Genomic DNA, 21,237 nt, shown 5'->3' on the forward strand with positions numbered 1-21,237 from the left:
GGCGCTCTGTCGCCACGGGCGGTTGTCCGGGATGCTGCTGAAGCATGAGCGGACCCGTGAGAACGTCCGGGAGATGCGTCAACTCCCGTAGCAGACTGTGGACATGGCCCGTCGCCGTGGCGCTCGTCGCCGCCGTCCTGGGGCCCGGGGCGCAGGCCGGTGCGGACTCGGACCGTACCGGCCTGCCGGAGGCCGTCGACACCATCCTGGGCGATGCGCGGATGGAGGGCGGCGTGGCGAGCGTCGTGGTGGCGGACGCCGCTACCGGTGAGCTCCTCTACCGGCATCTGCCCGCCACCCGGCTGATGCCCGCCTCCAACACCAAGCTCGCCACCTCGGCCGCGGCCATGGAGATCCTCGGGCCGCAGTACCGGTTCACCACCGATGTGCTGACCACCGGACGCCGGCACGGCTCCGTGCTGCGGGGCGACCTGTATCTGCGGGGCACCGGGGACCCGACCCTGCTCGCCGGCGACTACGACCGGCTCGCCGCGCGTCTCGCCGCGTCGGGGATCAAGCGCGTGGACGGGCGGCTGATCGCCGACGACACCCGGTTCGACAGCGTCCGGCTGGGGCGGTCCTGGGCCGCCGACGACGAGTCGTCGTACTACTCGGCCCAGATCAGCGCGCTGAGCGTGGCGCCGGACACCGACTACGACACCGGGACCGTGATCGTCACGGTCGGGCCGGGGGAGGAGGCCGGTGCCGAACCGGTCGTCACCGTCACACCCGACACCGACTACGTCGACATCGACGTGCGGGCCACGACGGTCGCCGCCGGCGGGGCGAACGATCTCACCGTCGAGCGCGAGCACGGCACGAACACCGTCGTCGTCAGCGGTACGACGCCCGTCGGGGGCGCCGGTGCCGAGGAGTGGGTCAGCGTGTGGGGGCCCACCGGGTACGCCGCCGCGGTCTTCCGGGACGCGCTCGCGGACCATGGCGTCAAGGTCGTGGGGCCGACCCGCCTGGGGCGCGGGACTCCCGCGGGAGCGACGGAGCTGGCCTCGCACGACTCCATGGCTCTCAAGGACCTGCTCATCCCGTTCATGAAGCTCTCCAACAACATGCACGCCGAGATCCTCACCAAGGCCATGGGCCACGAGGTCTCACGGCAGGGAAGCTGGGGCGCCGGGCTGGACGCGATCGCCGGCTACCTCAAGGGCGTCGGCGTCGACGCCGGGAAGGTGCGGCAGGTCGACGGCTCGGGGCTGTCGCGGATGGACAACTTCGCCGCCGGGCAACTCGTCGAGCTGCTTCTCGCCGTGCGCGCGGAGCCCTGGTACGCCGACTGGCACCGGTCGCTGCCGGTCGCCTGCGACCCCGACCGCTTCGTCGGCGGCACGCTGCGGTCACGGATGTGCGGGACACCGGCCGCGCTCAACGCCCGTGCCAAGACGGGGTCGTTGACGGGCGCGTCGGCTCTTTCCGGGTACGTCACCGACTCCGGCGGGCGTGAACTCGTCTACGGCATCGTCCTCAACAACTATCTGGCCTCGTCCGTGAAGCCGTTGGAGGACGCCATCGTGGTGACACTGGCCCGGTCGACCGCTGAGGCCGCCGGTGCCGCGTCGATCCGCGGGGGCGGGGCGAACACGGAGCTCGAGTGTGCTTGGCGCAAGCCCGATCTGTGCTGAGGCCGAATGGCCCGCCCCGGACCCGTACGGGGGATTCCGGATCCGGGGCGGTGCTGAGGGGGCCGCGGCGGCGCGTCACTCCGCGGCGTCGGGCGTCATCGTCACTTGAAGGCGTGGACGTTGCGCCGGGCCCAGCCCGCGAAGGAGCCGGCCGGGCGGCCGAGGATCTGCTCCGTGTCGGGGCCGACCCGCTGCTCGGCGGGGAGGGGCGCGCCGAGGATGTCGAGCGTGCCGTCGATCACCGGCTCGGGCATGAACTGCGCCATGTGCTCGCGCGCCTGCTCACGGGTCAGCTCCACGAAGCCGACCTGCTCACCGATCGCCTCGGCCAGCGCCGCCGCCTGCTCGCGCGGGGTGACGGCGGCCGGGCCGGTCAGCTCGTACGTCCGGCCGTCGTGGCCCTCCTCGCGCAGGACCACGGCGGCGACCTCGGAGATGTCCGCCGGGTCCACGACCGGCAGCGCCACGTCGGCGAACGGGGCGATCACCGCGCGCTGCGTGCGGACGCTCTCGATCCAGGCGTAGGCGTTGGAGGCGAAACCGCCGGGGCGCAGGATCGTCCAGTCCAGGCCCGAGGAGCGCACGGCCTCCTCGAACTCCCGCAGCCGGCCGTGCGAAAGGGCGTCCGGGCGGGTGCCGTTGATCTGCGAGGAGAGCAGCACCACGCGCCGCACGCCGGCCTCCTTGGCCGCCGCCAGCACGTCGGCGGCGGGCGCGCCGCCGCCGAGCAGCTCACCGGCGAGCAGGATGAACAGGGCCTCGGCGCCCTCCAGGGCCGGGCCCAGGGTGGTGGGATCGGCGAGGTCGGCGCGGACATGCCGCGCTCCCTCCGGAAGGTCGTAGGAGAGGGGATTGCGGGACACGGCCGTCACCTTCTCGCCGGCGGCGGCGAGGGTCTCGACGAGCGGGCGGCCGACGTTTCCGGAGGCTCCGGTGATAGCGAACATGAGAACTCCCAAAGGTGTGTAAAGAGGGTGGAGTTGGGGCGGATCCATGCGATGTCTGCGACGTTAGCATCCTCCGTATAGTAGGTACCTAGAGGAAAGCGACTATGGCGTAGACGCGTCCTGGAGCGCCCCGTAGCGCGCCATCAGGTCGCGGCCGAGGCGGGCCAGGTGTTCGCGTGCCTGGGGCGGGCCCACCACCTCGACCCGGGCCCCCAGCCCCGCCAGCTGCGCGGCCAGCACCTCCACCGACGGCCCGGCGGCCTCGATCTCCCGTCTGCCGTCGTCCAGTAACCGGCCGATGCTCAGCCGCCCGCCGAGCAGGCGCTGGAGCACGGGCAGGGCGTCCTGATCGGCCCGCGCCGTCACGGTCGCGGCGAGGAGGCGGCCCTCCAGCTGGGTGACCAACGTCCGCCAGGCGGCCGTCAGATCGAAGTCGGCGGGACGGCGGACCGGCTCGTCGGTCGGCTCCGCCGAGGTCACCCGGCCCAGCCGGAAGGAACGCAGCCCCTCCGACGTGCCGGCCACCATGTACCAGTGGCCCGCCTTGAGGACCAGCCCGAGCGGGTCCACCGTGCGCTCGTGCGGTACGCCGCCGGGGCGGGCGTAGCCGAGGCGCACCCGTACGCCGTCCAGCACCGCGCGCTCCAGGGCCGTATGGTGCGGGCCGCTCGCCATCACGGCGGTGCGCGACCAGTCCTGGTCGTCGACGATCCGCGCCCGGGACGCCGCCTCGGCGTGCGGCCGCAGCGGCTCCGGCACCGCCCGCAGCAACTTCCTGAGCGCCGAGCGCAGTTCGGGGGAGGCCGCCGAGGAGCCCGCGGCCAGGAACAGCGCCTGCACCTCCGGCGAGGTGAGCCCGGTCAGATCCGTGCGCGCTCCGCCGACCAGCCGCCATCCGCCGCCCCGGCCGCGCTGCGCGTACACGGGGACGCCGGAGGCGATCAGGGCCTCCAGGTCGCGCCGCGCGGTGCGTTCGGAGACCTCCAGCTCGGCGGCGAGTTCCGCGGCGGTCACCAGGCCGCGCGCCTGGAGGAAGAGCAGAGCCGCCACCAGTCGGTCAGCTCGCATCAGTGATCAGCCTTTCCTGGAAAGTGGCCGGAGGGTGGCCTGTTTGGCCGGAAGACTCGATGCCATGACGAACTCCATGAGCGACCCCCGCAACGGACTGCTGAAGGCCGTCGACCTGGCCGGCGACGTGCTCGCCTCGGTGCGGCCCGAGGACTACGACCGCACCACGCCGTGTCCGGACTACTCGGTGCGCCAACTGTCCAATCACCTTGTCTCCGTGGTCCGCCGGGTTGCCGTGATCGGCGCCGGCGGACAGTTCTTCAGCGTTCCGCACTTCGCCGAGGACGTCGCCGACGGCGCCTGGGCCGAGGCCTGGGCCGCCGGGACGAAGGAGCTGCGGTCCGTCTGGACGGACCCGGCGGTTCTGGGCCGGGAGATCGGGCTGCCCTGGGGGCCCGTCCCCGGCGCCGCCGCCGCGGTCATCTACACCAACGAGTTCGTACTGCACACCTGGGACCTGGCCAAGGCGACCGGCCACAGCCCCGCCTGGGACGACGACGTCCTGGCCGCACCGCTCGCCGCCATGCAGCGCGCCGTGCCCCGCGAACCGCGCGGCGGCCAGGTGCCCTTCGGCCCCGTCGTGGACGTCCCGGAGGACGCCCCCGCCATCGACCGCCTGGTCGGCTGGTACGGCCGCAAGCCCTGAGCCGGTACCGCCCTTCCCCCGCGAGCCGCCGGACCCCGTTGTCCGGCGGCCTTTCGCGGTGTCGGACCCGTGGCGGTCAGGCGCTGCCTATGGACTGCGGGAAGCGGAAGAACCGGTACGGGTCGTACTTGGACTTGATCCGGGTCAGCCGGGAGTAGTTCTCCGCGTAGTACGACGCCTTCCAGTCCTTCAGCGACGGGTCCATCCAGTTCTGGTAGGTCTCGCCGTTCGACAGCGGGTCGATCGTCGCGAAGCCGTTGTCGACCCAGGTGTTCGCGACCGCCTTGGCCTCGTCGGTCACCTGGGCCGGGTCGTTGATCAGGACCCGGTAGTTGACCGAGAAGAGCGAGTCCCGGTGCACATAGGCGGTGGCCGTGCGCGCGACCTCGTTCGCGGCGCCCCCGAAGAAGTGGAAGTCCAGGTAACGCGCCTGCCCCGCCCTGCGGTTCGCGTCGAAGGCCGTCATCACGTCCGCCCAGCCGCTCGCCGGGTACGGGTCGCTGCCCATCCGGGTGCGCTCCAGGCCGTACGCCGGGCGGGACAGCGTGCCCTGCGGGGTCTTCTCGGAGCGCTGGCACTGGGCCTCGGTGAGGGTGGCGCAGCCGAAGATCATCATCATGAGCTGCTGGTACGTCATGACGCCGTCCTGCCGCTGCACGGGAGCGCCGGTCAGGGCGAGCAACCGGGCCGCCTCACCGGCGAGTTCGGCCGGGGTGCCGCGGGAGGCGAGGAAGACGTTGGCCTGCGGCACCGAGCCGGGCGCCGCGTCGGGCTGTACGACGTAGGAGCCGCCGCCGATGGTGTGCGGGGCGTCCACCAGCCACCGGGCCACACCGTCGAGGACGTCGGCCATCCGGTCGTAGGGGAAGATCAGGTTGCTGATGGCCATCTGGTCGCCGCTGTGCGGGGTGACCGTGAACCGGGTGACGATGCCGAAGTTGCCGCCACCGCCGCCGCGGATCGCCCAGAACAGGTCCGGGTACTGCTTCGCCGAGGTGGTCACCACCCGGCCGTCGGCGAGCACCACCTGGGCGGCGGTCACCGCGTCACTGGCCATGGCCGTCGGCCGGGTCAGGAAGCCGAAGCCGCCGCCCTGCAGGAAGCCGCCGGCGCACACGGTCGGACAGCCGCCCTCGCTGACCACCAGGTGGTGCGGGGCCAGCGCGTTGAGGATGTTGACGTTCTGCGCGCCCGGGCCGATCTCCACCGACGAGGGGCTCTTCACCGTCACGGCGTTGAGCCTCGACACGTCGATGATCATGCCCGGCGTCGTGGACCAGCCGCCGTAGTTGTGGCCGCCGCTGCGGACCGCCGTACGGACGCCGTTGTCCTGGGCGAAGCGCACGCAGACCGAGACGTCCGCCGCGCTCGCGCAGTAGGCCACCGCCTGCGGGTTGACGGCGTCGAACTGGCCCAGCTCCAGCTGGCGGGCGACGGAGTAGTAGGGGTCGGTGGGCAGCACGAGCCGGCCCGAGAGCCTGGCCGCGAGTTGGTTCCACGGTGTCCCCGAGCCCTCGGCGGCGACGGGGATGGCGGGCACGAGGGCGATGCCGGCTGCGGCCGAGCCGGCGCCGAGCAGGGTTCTACGACTGATCACACGGTGTCCCAGTGTCGATGCGGGTGTGGTGGACGGAGGTTCGGTGCGGGTCAGGGGGCCAGGAGCTGGGGCCGGGGGCCCGCACAGGGCTGCGCGTGGGGGTGGCACCACGCCCTGTGCGGGCCGGTCTCAGGGGGGTGCGGCCGTGGTCAGGAGGGTTCAGGAGACCTTCTTGCCGCGTACGGCGGACTTGGCGACGCCCTTGAGCATCGAGCGGCCGAGGTCGCGCATCTCCTTGGGGCCGTTGGTGCTCGCCCACCACATGAACTTGATCATCGTGGGGGTGGTGGCCCGGTAGAAGCGGTGGTCCTCGCCGTCCTTCCAGCCGAAGGGCGTGTTGACGGACTCGCAGTCGTTGATGGCCTGGAAGACGATGTCGGCCGCCTTGTCACCGTCGATCTCGCCCGCCTCGTAGCTGAGGCAGGTCTCGTTGGTGACGTCGAGCAGGTGCTTGAAGGCGTGGCTGTCCGGCCACCACAGGCCCGGGTAGGGCGAGTTCTCCATCTCGCGGAAGTGCCGGTCGTCGCCGTCCAGGACGAACTCCTGGCGGGCCTGGATCTGCCGCATGGTGGCGGGCGTGGTGAAGCAGGCCCAGACCCGGAACACCGCGTTCCAGAGCCGGAAGTGGGAGAACGCGATGTAGGAGCTGTTGACGATCATGTCGTTGTACGTGAGCAGCCCCTGCTCCAGACGCTCGACGTACTCGAAGCGCTTGGCCGTGAAGTCGTCGTCGCGCAGCGCTTCCAGGACGCGGTAGCACAGGGCGTCCACCACCTCGAAGGTGTTGGACAGGCCGCGCGAGTACAGCGGGTCGACGAAGCCGGCCGCGTGCGACATCAGGCACCAGCGGTCGCCCACGGTCTGCTTGGACGAGTACTGGATCCGGTCCGGCGTCGAGATCCACTCGCGCACCCGGCTCGCGCCCTCGAACTGGCGCTTCACCGCCGGGTACATGTCGAGGTAGTGGTTGAACTCCTCGTCCGGCGTCTTGTCCTTGGGCTGCGGGTACAGCCGCTCGTCGAAGGTCAGGCCGACGCTGCACATCGGGTTGCGCGAGTCCGTGTGGTTGTCGAACGGGATGATCCAGAACCAGCCGCGTTCGATCAGGTGGTGCAGGGTGCCGCCGTGGAACGGGGACTCGGCGGGCGGACGCAGCGCGTCGGGGTAGTTGCACACGTCGTCGTAGGGCTTGATGCCGACGTAGTGCGTGAACAGGGAGCGCGCGTGGTGCTTGAGCCGGGAGGGCTTCTCGCGCAGGTCGAACTTCTGGGCGAGCGGCGAGCGGAAGCCGCTGGCGTCGATGAGGTACTTGGCGCGGAAGACCTCGCCGCTCTGGCCGGTGACGGTGACGCCGTCGTCGTCGAAGTCCAGGTCGGTGGCGCGCCAGTTCTGCCGCAGGGTGCAGCCGTACTTGGCGGCGACGTTGAAGTAGTAGGTGTCGGTGTCCTGGCGGAACATGTGCGACGCCTCGGTCAGCATCTTCGGGATGACGAACATCGTCGCCTCGCGCGGGTCCGGCTCCCGGTCCGGGACGTGCCGCACGAATCCGAAGCTCTGCTTGCGGCCGTGGTGGGCGCCGATGTACTTGGTGACCGCCTTGATGTCGAGCAGGTGCTTGATCTCGGGGACGTCGTAGCGCACGGCGAGGATGTGCAGCCACTCCACGAGCTGCGGGTTCTGCGACTCACCGACCGCGAACCGCGGGTGCTGCCCGGCGTCGACGAGCACCACCTTCGCGCCCTGCCGGGCCAGGATCGCGCCGGTGATCGAGCCGCCGATCCCGGCGCCCAGGATGATGACGTCGCACTCGGTCCACTCGCCGGCTTTCGGTGTGGGCATCTCTGTTTCGGCCTTGCCGGTCAACTCGGAACTCCTCTTCTGACGAAACGGTCGGCGCGCGTCCTCGGCGCCGCGGCGCCCCCAAGGGGCGCGGGGAACTGCGCGACCAGCCACGACGAACCCGCAGACGAGCGACGGGCCGCAGAGGCACCTCCTGGTCGCGGCCTGCCCGCGGAGCGTCTAGGCAGGGCCGAACCAGCGCTGCAGGGCCTCGGCCAAACCGGCGGAGCCACCCGTGCCGACCCAGGCGATGTAGCCGTCGGGGCGGACCAGCAGGTCGGCGGCCGGGGCGGCGGGGTCGGGGCGGGAGGCGGCGACCACGTCGACGCGGTCGGCCCAGCCGGCGGCGGCCTCGGTGAGGGCGTCGCCGCCGCGCAGGTTCAGCAGCAGCGGGCGGCCGCGGGTGAGCAGTTCGTACGTGCTGCTCTTCTCGTCGCCGACCAGCAGCTCCTGGTCGGGCAGCCGGTGGCCGAGCAGCGGGTGGTCGCCCTCGCCCATGTCGTAGCCGATGTCCAGGCCGGTGACCAGGCCGACCAGATGGCGGCGGACCGCCTCGATGCCGACCAGCTCGCCGAAGAGCCGGCGCAGCGGCTCCATCTCGGGGCCGCCGAGGTACAGGGAGCGCTGCACGAGGGTGTTGGCGACGATGCGGGCGCCGACCGGGTGGCGCTCGGTGTGGTAGGTGTCCAGCAGGCCCTCAGGGGCGTGCCCGTTGAGTTCGGCCGCCAGCTTCCAGCCGAGGTTCACCACGTCGCCGACGCCGGCGCTGATGCCCTGGGCGCCGATGGGCAGGTGGATGTGGGCGGCGTCGCCCGCGAGGAAGACCCGTCCCTGGCGGTACTCGGCGGCCTGCCGGCTGCCGTCGGTGAAGTAGCTGGTCCACAACGGCTTGTGGCCCGTGATGTCCTCGCCGGTGACGCGTTGGAAGGCGGCGGCGACCTCGGGGAAGGTGGGCGCCTCCTGGGTCGGGCGGACGCCGGCGCCGCGCTCGAAGACGACGACGCGGGTGGCCTGCGGGCCGAGCGGGAGCACCACGACCATGCCGGACTCGCCGACCTCGCCGGTCGGGCGGATGCGCAGCTCGTTGGTGGCGACGTCGGCCATCAGCATCTCGATGGTGGCGCTGGTGCCGGGGAAGTCGATGCCGGCCAGCTTGCGCACCGTGGAACGGGCACCGTCACAGCCGACCAGGTAGGCCGCGCGCAGTGTCTCGACGCCGTCGGCGGTGCCGACCTCGACGACGACACCCTGCTCGTCCTGGGTCATGCCGACGACCTCGTGCCCGCGGCGGATCTCGGCGCCGAGGCCGGTCGCCCACTCGAGCAGAATGGCCTCGGTCCGCGACTGCGGAACACCACGGACGCCGAAATTGCCGCCCTCGACGATGCGATAGTCAATGGGCAGTCCACCGAAATGCCCGAAGGGTATCGTCTCGAGTTGACCGAATTTCTCGAGAAGTCCGCGCTGTCCGAACTCCTCGATGGTGCGGGCGGAAAACCCGAGCGCCCGGGACTGCTGCATGGGCTCCGCGAGGCGGTCGAGCACGACCACCGACCTTCCGGCCAGGCGGAGTTCACCGGCGAGCATGAGCCCGGAGGGACCGGCACCGGCGACAATCACGTCGGCATGAAAATTATCCATGTTTCCTCTCCCAGTGGATTTTTCTCCAGTATTCCGGGGGAGTTGGGGAAGCTGAATGGCCGTAAGTACAGGTCTCTGACAAGTTTCGTCAGAGATTCTGCAGCTGCGTCAGGCGGTGGAAATGGGCGAGGGCGCCGGAAGGAAGTTCCGACGCCCTCGGCCGGTTCGGACCCGGCTCAGAGCAGGCCCAGCACCCGGTCGATCCGGATCTCGATCACGACCAGGCCCGGTGGCTCCGGCGGCGGCGTCCAGTACCGCTTGGCGTACCGCCGTATGCCCTCCTGGACCCGTAACGGGTCGTCGTGGACGGTGGCGGTGCCCTCCAGGGTGATCCAGCGGGGCCCCACCGTCTGGCAGAGGGAGGCCCGGCCGGCGGGCGTGGCCAGGACGTTCCTGGCCTTGCGCCGTGTCACCGCGGTCATGACCCGCGCCAGGCCCGCCTCCCCGTCCCAGGTGAACCGCACGGGCGTCACATGGGGCGAGCCGTCGGGGCGCAGCGTGGTGAAGGTGCACAGATGGTTCTCGGCGAGGAAGTCCTCGGCCGCGGGGGACAACCGTGGTGACGTCGGCATGGCGGCTTTCCGATCTATTGCGGGTTTCCGATCTCAGGCCTTGGCGGGAGCGTCGGCCGGCTGGTCCGACGCCTTGGTGAAGGGCAGCAGGAGCAGCGTGAGGAGCAGGCCGGCCACGGCGAAGCAGGCGCCCGCGAGGAACGCGTCGTGGAAGACCTCGGTGCGCGCCTGGGTCACCCGCGCGGGCACCCCGTCCGCCCACTCGGTCAGCTGCTCGACCTGGCGGAAGGCGTAGGTGGCGGCCACGGCGAGGCCGAGGGCGCCGCCGACCTCCTGCGCGGTGTTGATGAGCCCCGCGGACAGACCGGACTCGTCCTCCTGGGTGCCGGTGAACGCGGCGACCTGCACCGGCACGAAGGACAGGCCGAGACCGAGGCCGGAGATCAGGAAGGCGGGCAGCAGGTCCACGACGTAGGAGGCGTCGGAGGGGGCCCGCCACAGCAGGAACATGCCGACGCTGGTCAGCGCCAGGCCGGCCATCAGCACCGGCTTGGCGGCGACCTTGGTCACCAGCTGGGAGGCGATACCGGCGCCGACCGCGACGATCACGGCGAGCGGGACGTAGGCCAGACCGGTCTTCAGGGCCGACCAGTTGAGGACCTGCTGCATGAACAGGCTGGCGAAGAAGAACAGCGTGACGCAGGTGCCGAGCAGCAGGAGGGCGACGATGTTGGAGGCCCGCAGCGACTTGCGCTTGAAGACGCCGAGCGGGATCAGCGGTGCCTCGGCGCGGCGCTCGATCAGCAGGAACGTGATGAGCAGGACCGCGGAGAGGGCGAAGCCGCCGTAGACGCGGGCCAACGGGACGTCCGAGTCGTCGATGGTCTGGCCGAGGCTGAAGATCAGCAGCACGAGACCGGCGGTCAGCGTCACGGCACCGGCGACGTCGAAGGAGCTGCGGCGCTCCGCGGCGCGGCTCTCGCCGACGATCCTCGGGGCGATCAGCGCGCAGACCAGGCCGATCGGCACGTTGATGAAGAAGATCCAGCGCCAGCCCGGACCGTCGGTGAGCAGACCGCCCAGGGTGACACCGGCGACGGCGGCGATACCGCTGAGTGCGCCCCAGGCGCCGAGCGCCTTGTTGCGCTCGGCGCCCTCCGCGAAGTTGTTGGCGAGCAGGGACAGCGCGGCGGTCGCGATGAACGCGGCTCCGAGGCCCTGGGCGCCGCGCGCCACGATCAGCATGGCCGCGCTCTGCCCGAACCCGGCGAGCAGCGAGGACAGGGCGAAGAGGATCAGGCCGGTCTGCAGCATCCGGCGACGGCCGAACGCGTCGGCCAGCCGGCCGGTCAGCAGCAGGAAGCCGCCGAGCAGCATGCCGTACGTGGTGACGATGTACTGCAACGACGTCTGCGAGATGTGCAGTTCGTCCTCGATGGTCGGCAGGGCCACATTGACGATGGACACATCGAGGAAGGTCATGAAGCCGGCCAGGCAGAGGAACGCCAGGATGAGTCCCGGGCGGTGCGGCGGGGCCGATGCATCGGTGTGGCGGGGAAGGCGCAGCGACTCTTGGGTCGACATGTCGCTCCTAGTGGAGGTGACGGAAGGGTTCCGTAGGGACGGACATCCGGAGGGAAAGGACATGGCGCGAGGCCGGGAGCGGGAGCCCGCTCACCGTCTTCCGGGAAGCTAGCATCCTGGGTAAAGTAGGTACCTAGAGGAAAGTGACTTCCTGGGAGGGTCCGAATGGGCAGCACCGGCGCCATGGGCAGCACCACCACGCGTGGCGGACAGGTCGACTCGGAGCTGGCGTGTCCGGTCTCCCCGGTGGTCGACATCGTCTTCAGCCGCTGGACGACACCGATCCTGTGGACGCTGCACGAGTTCGGCAGGCAGCGCTTCGTCGAGCTCCAGCGCAACATCCGCACCATCACACCGAAGGTCCTCACCCAGCGGCTGCGCCAGATGGAGCGCGACGGCCTGGTCGTGCGGACGTACCACCCCGAGGTGCCGCCCCGGGTCGAGTACGAGATCAGCGAGCTGGGCCGCAGCCTGGCGCCGATCTTCGCCCACCTCGCCGAGTGGTCCGCGGAGAACCTCCAGAAGGTGGAGCGGGCCAGGCGGGAGTTCGACACGGCGGACGAACCGACGTCCGTGTCGCGCTGACCCGCGCCGGGACCTGCTGCTAACCCCGGGCCGGCGCGGGGACATCGGTGTCGAGGACGCGCATCGAGCCCTTGTAGAAGACCAGCGGGTCGGCCTCCTCGGTCGACGTGCCCAGGGCGGTGACCTCGCCGAGCAGGATCGCGTGGTCACCGCCGTCGTACTCGTCGGCGAGACGGCACTGCAGGAAGGCCAGCGCCTCGGTGAGGACCGGCAGTCCGCTCGTGGAGCGGTGGTGCGGGACCTCCGCCAGACGTGCCGACTCGCGGCCCGCGAACTTCCAGGCGAGGCCTTCCTGGCTGCGGGTCAGGAAGTTGACGACGAAGCCGCCGGACTTCTGCAGGACGGGGCGCAGCCGCGACTGCTTGTGCAGGCAGAACAGCACCAGCGGCGGATCCAGTGAGACGGACGTGAAGGAGTTCACCGTGGTGGCGGCGCCGTCCTCGGGACCTCCGGTGGTGATGACGGTGACGCCGGTGGCGAAGTTGCCGCACACCGTGCGCAACGCACGGCCGTCGACCGGCGGTTGCGGCAGATGTCGGCCGTGCTGGGACGGCTGGACGGGTATCACGTGAGCCCCCTCGTCAGGTGCGCGGCGCGGTCGCGTCCGCGACGGGTGTACGTGCCTTCTCGGTCACGCCGGCCGTGAGGTGCTCGCGCCGGGACAGCAGCGGGGCCGCCATCGCCGTCGTCACGAGGGCCATGATCACCAGCATGGTGAACATCCGTCCGTCGAGCACTCCGAGGCTCACGGCGGCGTTGAGGATGATGAGTTCGGTCAGGCCACGGGTGTTCATCAGCACGCCCAGGTCCTTGGACTCACGCCAGGACAGGCCGGACAGCCGGGCCGGGACGATCGCGCCGAGCAGCTTGCCCGCGCAGGCCACGGCGATGACCAGGGCCAGGGACAGATAGTCGGTCGCGGTCAGGGAGCCGAGGTCGACGCCGAGGCCGGTGACGATGAAGAACACCGGCAGCAGCACGACGCTGACGTCGTCCAGCGGCCGGCGCAGGTTCGCCGCGAGCACCCTCCGGGGTTCGCGCGGCATGATGAAGCCGAACAGGAACGCGCCGAAGATCTGGTGGATGCCGATCCACGAGGTCAGCCACGACGAGGCGAACACGCCCGCGCACAGCACCGCGAGCAGCGCGCTCCAGCGCTCCGTCGCCGCCCAACGCCACACCAGCCGGGCCACCAGCGGCCGGACCACCATGAGCATCAGCGCGACATAGACCACGCTCAGCGCCCCGATCCGGGCCAGGTCCGCATAGTTGCCGTCCGAGCTGACCAGCGCCGACACATACGCCAGCAGACACCAGGCGAGGACGTCGTCGATCGCGGCGCTGGCCAGTGACAGGGCGCCGACCCGGGTGTCCATCAGCTTGTTCTCGGTGAGGATCCGTGCCAGCACGGGGAACGCCGTCACGGACATCGCGGTGCCCATGAAGGTGGCGAACGCGAGGAAGGAGATGTGCTTGCCGGCCACGGTGTCGTGGTGCGGATACAGCACGACCGCCGCGGCGACGCCCAGCCCGAAGGCCAGCACGATCGACGACAGCGAGACGCCCGCCGCCAGCCGCGCGTGCGGCCGTATCAGCCGCTTCTCGAACTCCCAGCCGACCACGAACATGAACAGGACGAGGCCGACCTGGGAGACCGCGGACAGCAACGGCCGTACGTCGCCCGGGAAAAGGCGCTCCGTCAGGTCGCCGGGGAACAGGCCGAGCAGACTCGGGCCGAGCACGATGCCGGCGGTGATCTCGCCGATCACCTTCGGCTGGCCCAGCTTCCGGGCGAGCGCGCCGAGGGCGGCGCCGACCAGCAGGATCACGCCGATGCCGAGCAGCATGGTGGCCATCTGCTGCTCCCCGCCCCCCGCCGCCAGCGCGGTCATCGGGAGCCCCCGGGCCGCGGCGGGTTGCCCGTCGACCAGACCAGCTGGAACGACAGTTCCGTCAGACGCCAGCCGTGCTCGGTGTGCCGGGCCTCGCCGTGGACGAGGGTGCCGGAGACGAACAGCGGATCGCCGGGCGCGTCCGGATGGTGTACGTGGGTGGAGACCAGGTTGGCGCGCAGCACCGCCCGCTGCTCGCCGGTGAGGTCCACCACCGCCGGGGAGTTGAGATGCTGGGTGCGCGCGAACGCGTCGAGTGCCTGCCGGTGCCAGGCGGCGAGTCCCTCGATGCCCTCGTGTCGGGCCATCGGGAACTCGACGCGGGCATCGTCGCTGAACAGCGTGCGCGCCCAGACGTCGTCGAGTTTGTCCTCGTCGAGGCCCAATAGATAGCGGTCCAGCAAGGTACTGATTTCGGCTGCTGACGTGACGGAATTCATTGCCCGAGCATCGCGCGGTGGCCAATGGGCACCCAAGGGCACTTGTCGAAGACCTGACGTAGCTGCGGAAGATCTGACGCTGGCGGAAAAGACCTGACAATCCGCGCGGAGTCCTGAACAGAGCGCTCTTCAGCAGGAGTTGATGGCTTGTCATGCTGGTCGGGAAGCACTGATCCGCTGAGCCGGAAATTCGAGTTCTGCTTCTTTCGTCAACCTTTCATCACCCGATCTACCGGAAGAGAAGAGAATGCCGAAGATCGCAGCCGATGGTAAGAACCTGACCGTCCTCAACCTGTTCTCGACCGACTCCGCCGAGAAGCAGGACAGCCTGCTCGCGGCGATGCGCGAGATCGTCGACGCCGCCGCCTACGACGGCTGGATCTCCAGCACCGTGCACAGCGGGCAGACCAAGTTCGGCACCGCCAACTTCATCCAGTGGCGTTCCACCGAGGACCTGGAGGCCCGGTACGCCGGCGAGGAGTTCAAGCACCGCACCCTGCCGCTCTTCGGTGAGATCACCACCGCGATCCGGCTCCTGCAGAACGAGGCGGTCTTCACCCAGTCGAAGCCGGGCGCCGGCCCCACCGAGATCGGGCCGGAGCGCGAGGACTACACGGTCATCGACCTGTACGGCGTCGCCGAGAAGCACCAGGACGACCTGGTCGACACGCTCGGGGCTTCCCAGGACTGGCTGCAGAAGGTCCCCGGGTACCGCAGCCACACGGTGCTGCGCGGTCTGCGCGGCCGTGGCATCGAGGGCAAGTGGGTCGTCGTCTACGCCCAGTGGGACAGCAAGGAGGCATACGACGCCTTCCGCGAGCAGCCCGCGGCGCAGCGGTCGGCGGAGCGGCAGAAGATCGACGCCACGGTGGACGCGCTGGCCATCTGGCGGGACTCCAACACCTACCGCGTGGTGCACACCCGGTCGGCGGGCGAGTGACGGTCCGGGCCGCCGACGGGGAGGTGCCTGGCGCCGCCCGGACGCGGCCCGGAGTGGAGTGCACATGCGCGTACTTGTGATCGATCCGGATGACGGGACCGCCGAGCCCCTGGTCTGCCGCCTGGTGCGCAACGGCCATCAGGTCCGGCGGGCCCGCACCGGGCGGGCGGCCCTCCAGGCATGGGAGCAGGCCGAAGTCGTCCTGCTCGACCTGGAGTTGCCCGACCTCGACGGTCTGCAGGTGTGCGCCGAGATCCGGGCCCGGGGCACCACCCCGCTGATCGCGTTCACCAGCCGGGACACCGAGCTGGACCGGGTGCTCAGTCTGCGGTCGGGTGCGGACGACTGTCTGGTGAAGCCGTACGGCTTCCGGGAGCTGATCGCCCGGATGAACGCGGTGACCCGGCGCGTCACCACCGGCGGGGGTCCGGCCGGCGTGTCCTGCGGGGCCCTGCGGCTGGACCCCGGGACGCGTGAGGCGTGGGTGGCGGAGCAGCCCCTGGAGCTGACCCGCAAGGAGTTCGACATCCTGTTGCTGCTGGCCTCGGCACCGGAGACGGTGATCTCACGCCGGGACCTGATCGCCGGGGTCTGGGCGGACGAGTGGGCCATCTCCACCCGCACGGTCGACACCCACGTCAGCGCCCTGCGCGCCAAGCTCGGCGAGGGCTGGATCACCACGGTCCGGGGTGTCGGCTACCGGCTGGAGGAAACGTCGCCCTCCGCCCCGCTCCGGTGAGGTGCGACGCCGGTTCACCGGGGCCGTCGCGGACGGCCGATCAGGCAGCGCTGCCCTCCCCCTCCGGGGCAGCGCTCCCTTCCGGTACCCGGGTGGCGGAAGCGTCGGGCTCCCAGGCCGGGCCGGCCTCCGAGGCCGAGCCGTCCTCGGCCGCGGCGTCGTACTCCTCGTCGGTCGGCGCGTCCTCCCCCTCCAGTGCCGCGTCGCGCGATGCGAGCAGGGACACGGCTCGGTCGGGGGTCAGTTCCAGCGTCGGGAGGATCTGCGGCATCGCGATGGTCGGCAGGAGGTGGCGGAACATGGAGATCACACGGCGGGTCAAGTCCTTGCGCTGACACAGCACTTGGGACGTCCACTGGATTCCGGTGAAGGACCCGGACAGCAACTCGGCCGTCTCCGCCGGATCCACGTGCGGCAGCAACTCGCCGCGTTCGCGCGCCTCGACGAGCAGTCCGGTGAGCCGGTCCGCCCAGGACTGGAACGGTCTGCCGTGAAAGGGATTGCCGCTCTCGGCGCTCTCGGCGCTCTCGCTCCACTGGTCCATGGCGAGTCCGACGCTGGCCCGGGTCAGCGGGTCGTGCTGCAGCTGGTGCGCGAACAACAGGCCCTGGTCGGCGAGTTCCTGCAACTTCGTGCGCTGCGGGGGCAACGGGCCGAGCTCCAGCTGCGCCGCTATCACCCCGAGGGCCAGGTCCTCCTTGGAGGTGAAGTGGAAGTACAGCGCCCCCTTGGTGACACCGGCCCGCGCGATGATCTCCGTGATGGTGGCGGTGCTGTAGCCCCGCTCGTCGAACACCTCGGCCGCCGCCAGCAGGATCGACTTGCGGGTCTGGATGGCTCTCGCTTGACGTGCCATGCGTCCGTGCCTGTTTCTATGTCAGAGCTTGGTCAGGTTCCCCCGCAAAGAGAACCGGACTGCCAGTCTTTTGTCGAGAGGGGAACGATCCCCTCATTTATCGACTCAGGGGGCAATCCATGCCTGATGGCGCGATATCTGTAGTCGACCGATTTGTTGAGTCTCGCGCGGGTATGGACCCGGCGCAGGCGCGACCCGACCCCGCTGGCGTGGCCAGCACAGCCCTGCACACCGGTCCGCTTGCCGGACAGGTCGCACCGATCCCCTCGGAAGAGTCCGCCTCACGACCCGCATACCGGACCGACTCCCCGGTTCTGATTCCCGACGGCCGGGCCACCGCCGAGCTGTGCCACCGCCCGGACCCCGAGGACCGTTTCCCCGTCGAGTGGCTGCGCCTCACCGAGCACCGGTTCCTGGTCTCGGTGAACTGGCCCGCCGCACACCGCTTCTTCGCCCCGCTGCCCGGCGGGCGTCAGGATCCGCTGCTCGTCGCGGAGACCACCCGGCAGGCGACGATGATGCTGGCCCACGCCGAGTTCGGAGTGCCGATCGGCGACCAGTTCCTGATGCGGGAGCTCGGATACCGGGTCGAGACAACGGAGTTCACCATGGCGGTCGCCTCGGGCGCGATCGACGTCGTGGTCGAGTGCACCGACGTCCAGCTGCGCGCCGGGCGCCTCGTCGGCATGCGGGTCGACCTGCGCTTCCAGCGCCTCGGCCGGCTGCTCGCCACGAGCATGGGCATCCTGGGCTGCACTTCGGCCCGCGTCTACCGCCGGCTGCGCGGCGAGCGGACTGCCGTCACGGGGCGCGCACTGCCGCTGCTGCCGGCCGTCGCGCCCCGCGAGACCGGCCGCGGCGACCGCAAGGACGTCGTCCTCGCCCCCTCCAGGCATCGCCCCGGCTGGCGGCTGCGCCTGGACACCACGCACCCCACACTCTTCGCCCGTCCCAACGACCACGTCCCCGGCATGGTGCTCCTCGAAGCCGCCCGGCAGGCCGCCAACGTCCTGACGCCCGGGCACGACTTCCACCCCGCCTCGATGCGGATCGCCTTCCACAAGTACTGCGAACTGACCGAGCCCTGCTGGATCCTCGCCGGACCCGACCGGTCCGCGGAGCAGGGCACCGTGATGCGTGTGCAGGGCCTCCAGCAGGACGAGCCCGTCTTCACCGTGACCTTGGGCGACGGCGCTACGAGGGACGGCGGCTGATCCGGCACGTCCTGGCCGCGGTGCTGGTAGTTCTGGTAGTTCCGGCGGATTCGCCGGTCGTCCCGTCCGTCCCGGGCGGCGGACATACGGTCGCCACGGCCTGCGTCGCGGGGGCGTACGACCGTGGCCGATCCGCGCACCGCCGCCGGCAAGGGGCTCTTCACCGGGCGGGCGGACGCGGCGCACGCACTCCCGCGCGGTCACCCCGGCCCGGCGGTCCACCGCTGACGGCACGCCAGGACGCGAGGACGGACACCCCAACTCACGGCCGCCCCCCCGGGCTGCTCCGACGGCCGGTCGCACGCGCCGTTCCGCCGGGCCGGTCTGACGGGCTGCTCGGGCGGCCCGCTCCCACGGCCGGTCGCACGTGTCGTTCCGGTGCGCTGTTCCGAGGGGTCGGTCTGACGGGCTGCCGTGCCGGGCCGTTCCTACGGTCCGCTCCGACAGGCCGGTCTCACGCGCTGTTCCGCCGGGCCGGTCCCACGGTCTGCTCCGCCGGGCCGGTCCCACGGCCGTTCCGACGGTCCGTTCCGGCGGGCCGCTCCCACCCCGGTCGCACGTGCTGCTCCGGCGGGCCGCTCCCGCAGCCGGCCCCGCGACCGCTCCGACGGCCGGTCCCGGGCTCGGTACCGGACCCGCATCACCGCACCCCCGTGGTCGCAGCCTCCGCGTCGTCCTCTTCCTCCGTGACGTAGGGCAGGTAACGCGAGACGGAGACCGCGTGGTCGACCACGTCAGGTGTGCCGGCGGGGTTCAGTGCGCCGAGCAGGCCCGGCGCGGCGAGCCCCGGCAGGAAGCCCTGCCAGAACCCCGTGAAGGCCAGCCGGGTGCGGTCGCCCTCACCCCCCTTTATCAGTACTCCTATGCCGGTCGTGGCGGCGACGATCGCACACGTCAGCGCCGGCAGCTGGGCCTGCGCCGCGACCCCGCCCTCCTGGCGCGCGCGGTCCAGCAGGCGCTGCACGCAAGCGTGCCACGCGTGGGCGAACTGCTCCCGCCCTCTGCGGGACCGGTCGTTGTCCAGCCGCAGCCCGGCCCGCGACACCACGTCCCAGGACAGCAACTGGCTCAGGGTGTGCGAGATGTCGGTGAGGGCCTGCAGCGGCTCGGAGTTCTTCTCGTACGCGAGGCGCGCGGCGCGCCACAGGATGCCGCGCGCCTCGCTCACGACCGCTTGGGCCAGGTCCTCCTTGTTCGCGAAGTGGAAGTGCAGCGCGCCCGTGCTCATGTTGGCCCGCGCGCTGATGTCGGAGAGCCTGGCCGAGGCATAGTCCTCGCGGTCGAAGACCTCCGCCGCCGACTTCAGCATCAGTCGGCGGGTGCGGATCGCCCTCTCCTGTTGTAGTCCCACCTGCCTGAATCCTTTCATCCCGCAGTCCAGGAAACGGACTTGAAGGTTTGTTTGTGGGGTGCGGATGCCCGAGTGCCGGGAGCGTGGGTCCGGCTGTGGCTCTCGTTTCTATCGACACACCGTCAGTACTGCCCAGAAGATCACACTTTCCCACCTCATGGCCAGGGCGAGGGAGAAGCGGAAGCAGGGAATCAGTCAGCCGAGAACATCCCGGACGGTCTACCACTGCCACAGGGGATGTGCAATGCGTCGAACGAGGCCGGCCTCGGTAGTCGATCTACGGACGAGTAGGCCCGGTTGTTGAGACCCAGAACAAACCGCAGCCGCCGTCAGTGATTGCTTTCTCGTGGCACAGGGGCGAATTTTGACCACTTTCAAGATCCAGAAAAACGATCTCGGTTACGTTTCGCGGCGGAATTGATCCTTCATGTCCGGCAACTCCGGCAAAAGTCGCATCAGTTGTCACAGAGTGTGAGTTTACCGAGTTTTTTTTTGACAAACCGAGAGGTAGGTTTTTAGGCTCGACAAGCCAAGGCGCTCGAGCGGGAACTACATGTTCAGGGGGAGAGCAGTGAGCCAACGCGCAACGAGCAGCACTCTGGAGTACCGAAAGCCCATCACCTCGCAGATCCGGAAGCCGGCGACCAACTGGCGGGTCCTGGTGGTCGAGAACAACACCGGCGACATGGAGGCCCTCGCCGCCGGCCTGCGGCGACACGGCCATCAGGTCGAGGGGGTCGGCACGGGCAACGCGGCCCTGCAGGCCTACCAGGTGTCGGACATCGTTCTGCTGGACCTCGAACTACCCGACCTGGACGGTCTGGAGGTGTGCCGTTCCATCCGTTCCCTGAGCGACGTCCCGCTCATAGCGGTCACCGGGTGGGGGACGGAACTGGACCGCGTCCTCGGTCTCCAGGCGGGCGCGGACGACTACCTCGTCAAGCCCTACGGCTTCCGGGAGCTGATGGCCCGGATGGACGCCGTCATGCGTCGCTCGCGTCCGCAGGTGCAGATCGAGCAGGTCGTCTCGCGCGGGCCGTTGCTCATAGACGCCGCCTCGCGCGAGGTGAGTCTGCACGGCCAGGTCGTGGAGGTCACCCGCAAGGAGTTCGATCTGCTCTATCTGCTCGCCTCCCATCCGGAGACGGTGATCTCACGCAAGCGCATCATGCAGCAGGTCTGGGGTGGGTCCTGGTCCCGTCGCACCGTGGACACCCATGTCAGCAGCCTCCGCGGCAAGTTGGGGGGCAGCGACTGGATCGTCACCGTACGCGGAGTGGGGTTCCGCTTCGGTAGTGGCTGATCTCGCACCCGGCGCGATGTCACCACATCGCCGCCGACTTCGAAAAGGGCGGGCTCCTGACGGGGGAGCCCGCCCTTTCGCATGCCCATGCCCTTTTGCGCGCCGGTCGACTGTTCTGCCGCCGTGCGCTGTTCGACGGGGCTTCTGACAATTCCCTGACACTTGCCTGGCGCTGCGCCAACAAAGCCGTATCCCCGCTGAGGATCTGGTCCGAAGGCTTAATGGCCGGCTGTTGAAAGCGCCGAGGTCGCGCACGGAGTATGGACAGGTATTCGGCGCCTGCCCGGGAGTGGAATTCCCCCGGCCGCGCTTGATCATCCCAGAATTCCTGCCGATTGAGGAGGGGGTCAGTCGTGCGCAAGGTGCTCATCGCCAACCGTGGCGAAATCGCTGTCCGCGTGGCCCGGGCCTGCCGGGATGCCGGGATCGCGAGCGTGGCCGTCTAC

General features: G+C 70.3%; 20 protein-coding genes. 8 read left to right on the forward strand and 12 right to left on the reverse strand.

Annotated features, from left to right (window positions below; genetic code table 11):
* Positions 1–44: 44 nt before the first annotated feature.
* Positions 45–1,637, forward strand: coding sequence for a D-alanyl-D-alanine carboxypeptidase/D-alanyl-D-alanine endopeptidase (gene dacB, locus ACWGDB_RS34295; protein WP_453826038.1), 1,593 nt, complete (start codon positions 45–47; stop codon positions 1,635–1,637).
* Positions 1,638–1,738: 101 nt separating this feature from the next.
* On the opposite strand, the gene ACWGDB_RS34300 is transcribed toward dacB, so the two are convergent.
* Entirely contained in the window at positions 1,739–2,584 is an 846-nt protein-coding gene (locus tag ACWGDB_RS34300; RefSeq protein ID WP_453826039.1) for an SDR family oxidoreductase, read from the reverse strand.
* 102 nt (positions 2,585–2,686) lie between these two features.
* Positions 2,687–3,652 (reverse strand): helix-turn-helix transcriptional regulator, encoded by a 966-nt coding sequence (locus ACWGDB_RS34305; RefSeq protein ID WP_453826040.1) that lies wholly within the window; start codon positions 3,650–3,652, stop codon positions 2,687–2,689.
* Positions 3,653–3,716: 64 nt separating this feature from the next.
* Between ACWGDB_RS34305 and ACWGDB_RS34310 the strand changes: the two genes are divergently transcribed.
* Positions 3,717–4,298, forward strand: coding sequence for a TIGR03086 family metal-binding protein (locus tag ACWGDB_RS34310; protein ID WP_453826041.1), 582 nt, complete (start codon positions 3,717–3,719; stop codon positions 4,296–4,298).
* A 76-nt stretch (positions 4,299–4,374) separates the two neighbouring features.
* On the opposite strand, the gene ACWGDB_RS34315 is transcribed toward ACWGDB_RS34310, so the two are convergent.
* The 5 genes from ACWGDB_RS34315 to ACWGDB_RS34335 form a co-directional block, all read right to left on the reverse strand.
* Positions 4,375–5,895 carry an FAD-binding oxidoreductase gene (locus ACWGDB_RS34315; protein WP_453826042.1) on the reverse strand — a complete coding sequence of 507 codons (1,521 nt, stop codon included), beginning with the start codon at positions 5,893–5,895 and terminating at the stop codon, positions 4,375–4,377.
* A 159-nt stretch (positions 5,896–6,054) separates the two neighbouring features.
* Positions 6,055–7,734 carry an NAD(P)/FAD-dependent oxidoreductase gene (locus ACWGDB_RS34320; protein ID WP_453826057.1) on the reverse strand — a complete coding sequence of 560 codons (1,680 nt, stop codon included), beginning with the start codon at positions 7,732–7,734 and terminating at the stop codon, positions 6,055–6,057.
* 180 nt (positions 7,735–7,914) lie between these two features.
* Complete coding sequence (locus tag ACWGDB_RS34325) at positions 7,915–9,375, reverse strand: FAD-dependent monooxygenase (RefSeq protein WP_453826043.1); 1,461 nt, start codon at positions 9,373–9,375, stop codon at positions 7,915–7,917.
* Positions 9,376–9,551: 176 nt separating this feature from the next.
* On the reverse strand, positions 9,552–9,947 hold the full coding sequence (locus tag ACWGDB_RS34330; RefSeq protein WP_451173939.1) for a pyridoxamine 5'-phosphate oxidase family protein: 396 nt from the start codon (positions 9,945–9,947) through the stop codon (positions 9,552–9,554).
* Positions 9,948–9,980: 33 nt separating this feature from the next.
* Positions 9,981–11,471 (reverse strand): MFS transporter, encoded by a 1,491-nt coding sequence (locus ACWGDB_RS34335; RefSeq protein WP_453826044.1) that lies wholly within the window; start codon positions 11,469–11,471, stop codon positions 9,981–9,983.
* Between the two features lie 165 nt (positions 11,472–11,636).
* On the opposite strand from ACWGDB_RS34335, the gene ACWGDB_RS34340 reads away from it, so the two are divergent.
* A complete protein-coding gene (locus tag ACWGDB_RS34340; RefSeq protein ID WP_453826045.1) occupies positions 11,637–12,056 on the forward strand; it encodes a winged helix-turn-helix transcriptional regulator in 420 nt (139 codons plus the stop codon).
* 19 nt (positions 12,057–12,075) lie between these two features.
* Here the strand turns inward: ACWGDB_RS34340 and ACWGDB_RS34345 are convergent, their stop codons facing one another.
* The 3 genes from ACWGDB_RS34345 to ACWGDB_RS34355 are packed head-to-tail and all read right to left on the reverse strand — an operon-like array spanning position 12,076 to position 14,388.
* A complete protein-coding gene (locus ACWGDB_RS34345) occupies positions 12,076–12,624 on the reverse strand; it encodes a flavin reductase family protein (RefSeq protein ID WP_453826046.1) in 549 nt (182 codons plus the stop codon).
* A gap of 13 nt (positions 12,625–12,637) precedes the next feature.
* Positions 12,638–13,948, reverse strand: a complete 1,311-nt coding sequence (locus ACWGDB_RS34350; protein ID WP_453826047.1) for a cation:proton antiporter — start codon at positions 13,946–13,948, stop codon at positions 12,638–12,640.
* Positions 13,945–14,388, reverse strand: coding sequence for a nuclear transport factor 2 family protein (locus ACWGDB_RS34355; protein ID WP_453826048.1), 444 nt, complete (start codon positions 14,386–14,388; stop codon positions 13,945–13,947). Before ACWGDB_RS34355 ends, ACWGDB_RS34350 begins: the two co-directional genes overlap by 4 nt.
* 247 nt (positions 14,389–14,635) lie before the next feature.
* Between ACWGDB_RS34355 and ACWGDB_RS34360 the strand changes: the two genes are divergently transcribed.
* Together ACWGDB_RS34360 and ACWGDB_RS34365 are read left to right on the forward strand one after the other, a co-directional pair.
* Positions 14,636–15,328 carry an antibiotic biosynthesis monooxygenase family protein gene (locus tag ACWGDB_RS34360; protein WP_383632866.1) on the forward strand — a complete coding sequence of 231 codons (693 nt, stop codon included), beginning with the start codon at positions 14,636–14,638 and terminating at the stop codon, positions 15,326–15,328.
* 64 nt (positions 15,329–15,392) lie between these two features.
* The gene (locus tag ACWGDB_RS34365) at positions 15,393–16,067 is read left to right on the forward strand and encodes a response regulator transcription factor (RefSeq protein WP_453826049.1); all 675 of its coding nucleotides are present in this window, start codon (positions 15,393–15,395) and stop codon (positions 16,065–16,067) included.
* Between the two features lie 40 nt (positions 16,068–16,107).
* On the opposite strand, the gene ACWGDB_RS34370 is transcribed toward ACWGDB_RS34365, so the two are convergent.
* The gene (locus tag ACWGDB_RS34370; protein WP_453826050.1) at positions 16,108–16,923 is read right to left on the reverse strand and encodes a ScbR family autoregulator-binding transcription factor; all 816 of its coding nucleotides are present in this window, start codon (positions 16,921–16,923) and stop codon (positions 16,108–16,110) included.
* Between the two features lie 209 nt (positions 16,924–17,132).
* On the opposite strand from ACWGDB_RS34370, the gene ACWGDB_RS34375 reads away from it, so the two are divergent.
* Complete coding sequence (locus ACWGDB_RS34375; protein ID WP_453826051.1) at positions 17,133–18,137, forward strand: ScbA/BarX family gamma-butyrolactone biosynthesis protein; 1,005 nt, start codon at positions 17,133–17,135, stop codon at positions 18,135–18,137.
* A gap of 640 nt (positions 18,138–18,777) precedes the next feature.
* On the opposite strand, the gene ACWGDB_RS34380 is transcribed toward ACWGDB_RS34375, so the two are convergent.
* The gene (locus ACWGDB_RS34380) at positions 18,778–19,488 is read right to left on the reverse strand and encodes a ScbR family autoregulator-binding transcription factor (protein ID WP_453826052.1); all 711 of its coding nucleotides are present in this window, start codon (positions 19,486–19,488) and stop codon (positions 18,778–18,780) included.
* 553 nt (positions 19,489–20,041) lie between these two features.
* Here ACWGDB_RS34380 and ACWGDB_RS34385 point away from each other — a divergent pair.
* Positions 20,042–20,791, forward strand: coding sequence for a response regulator transcription factor (locus ACWGDB_RS34385; RefSeq protein ID WP_453826053.1), 750 nt, complete (start codon positions 20,042–20,044; stop codon positions 20,789–20,791).
* A gap of 353 nt (positions 20,792–21,144) precedes the next feature.
* The coding region (locus ACWGDB_RS34390) for a biotin carboxylase N-terminal domain-containing protein (RefSeq protein ID WP_280842533.1) at positions 21,145–21,237 on the forward strand (93 nt) is incomplete at its 3' end.

The organism is Streptomyces sp. NPDC055013, from assembly GCF_053608645.1.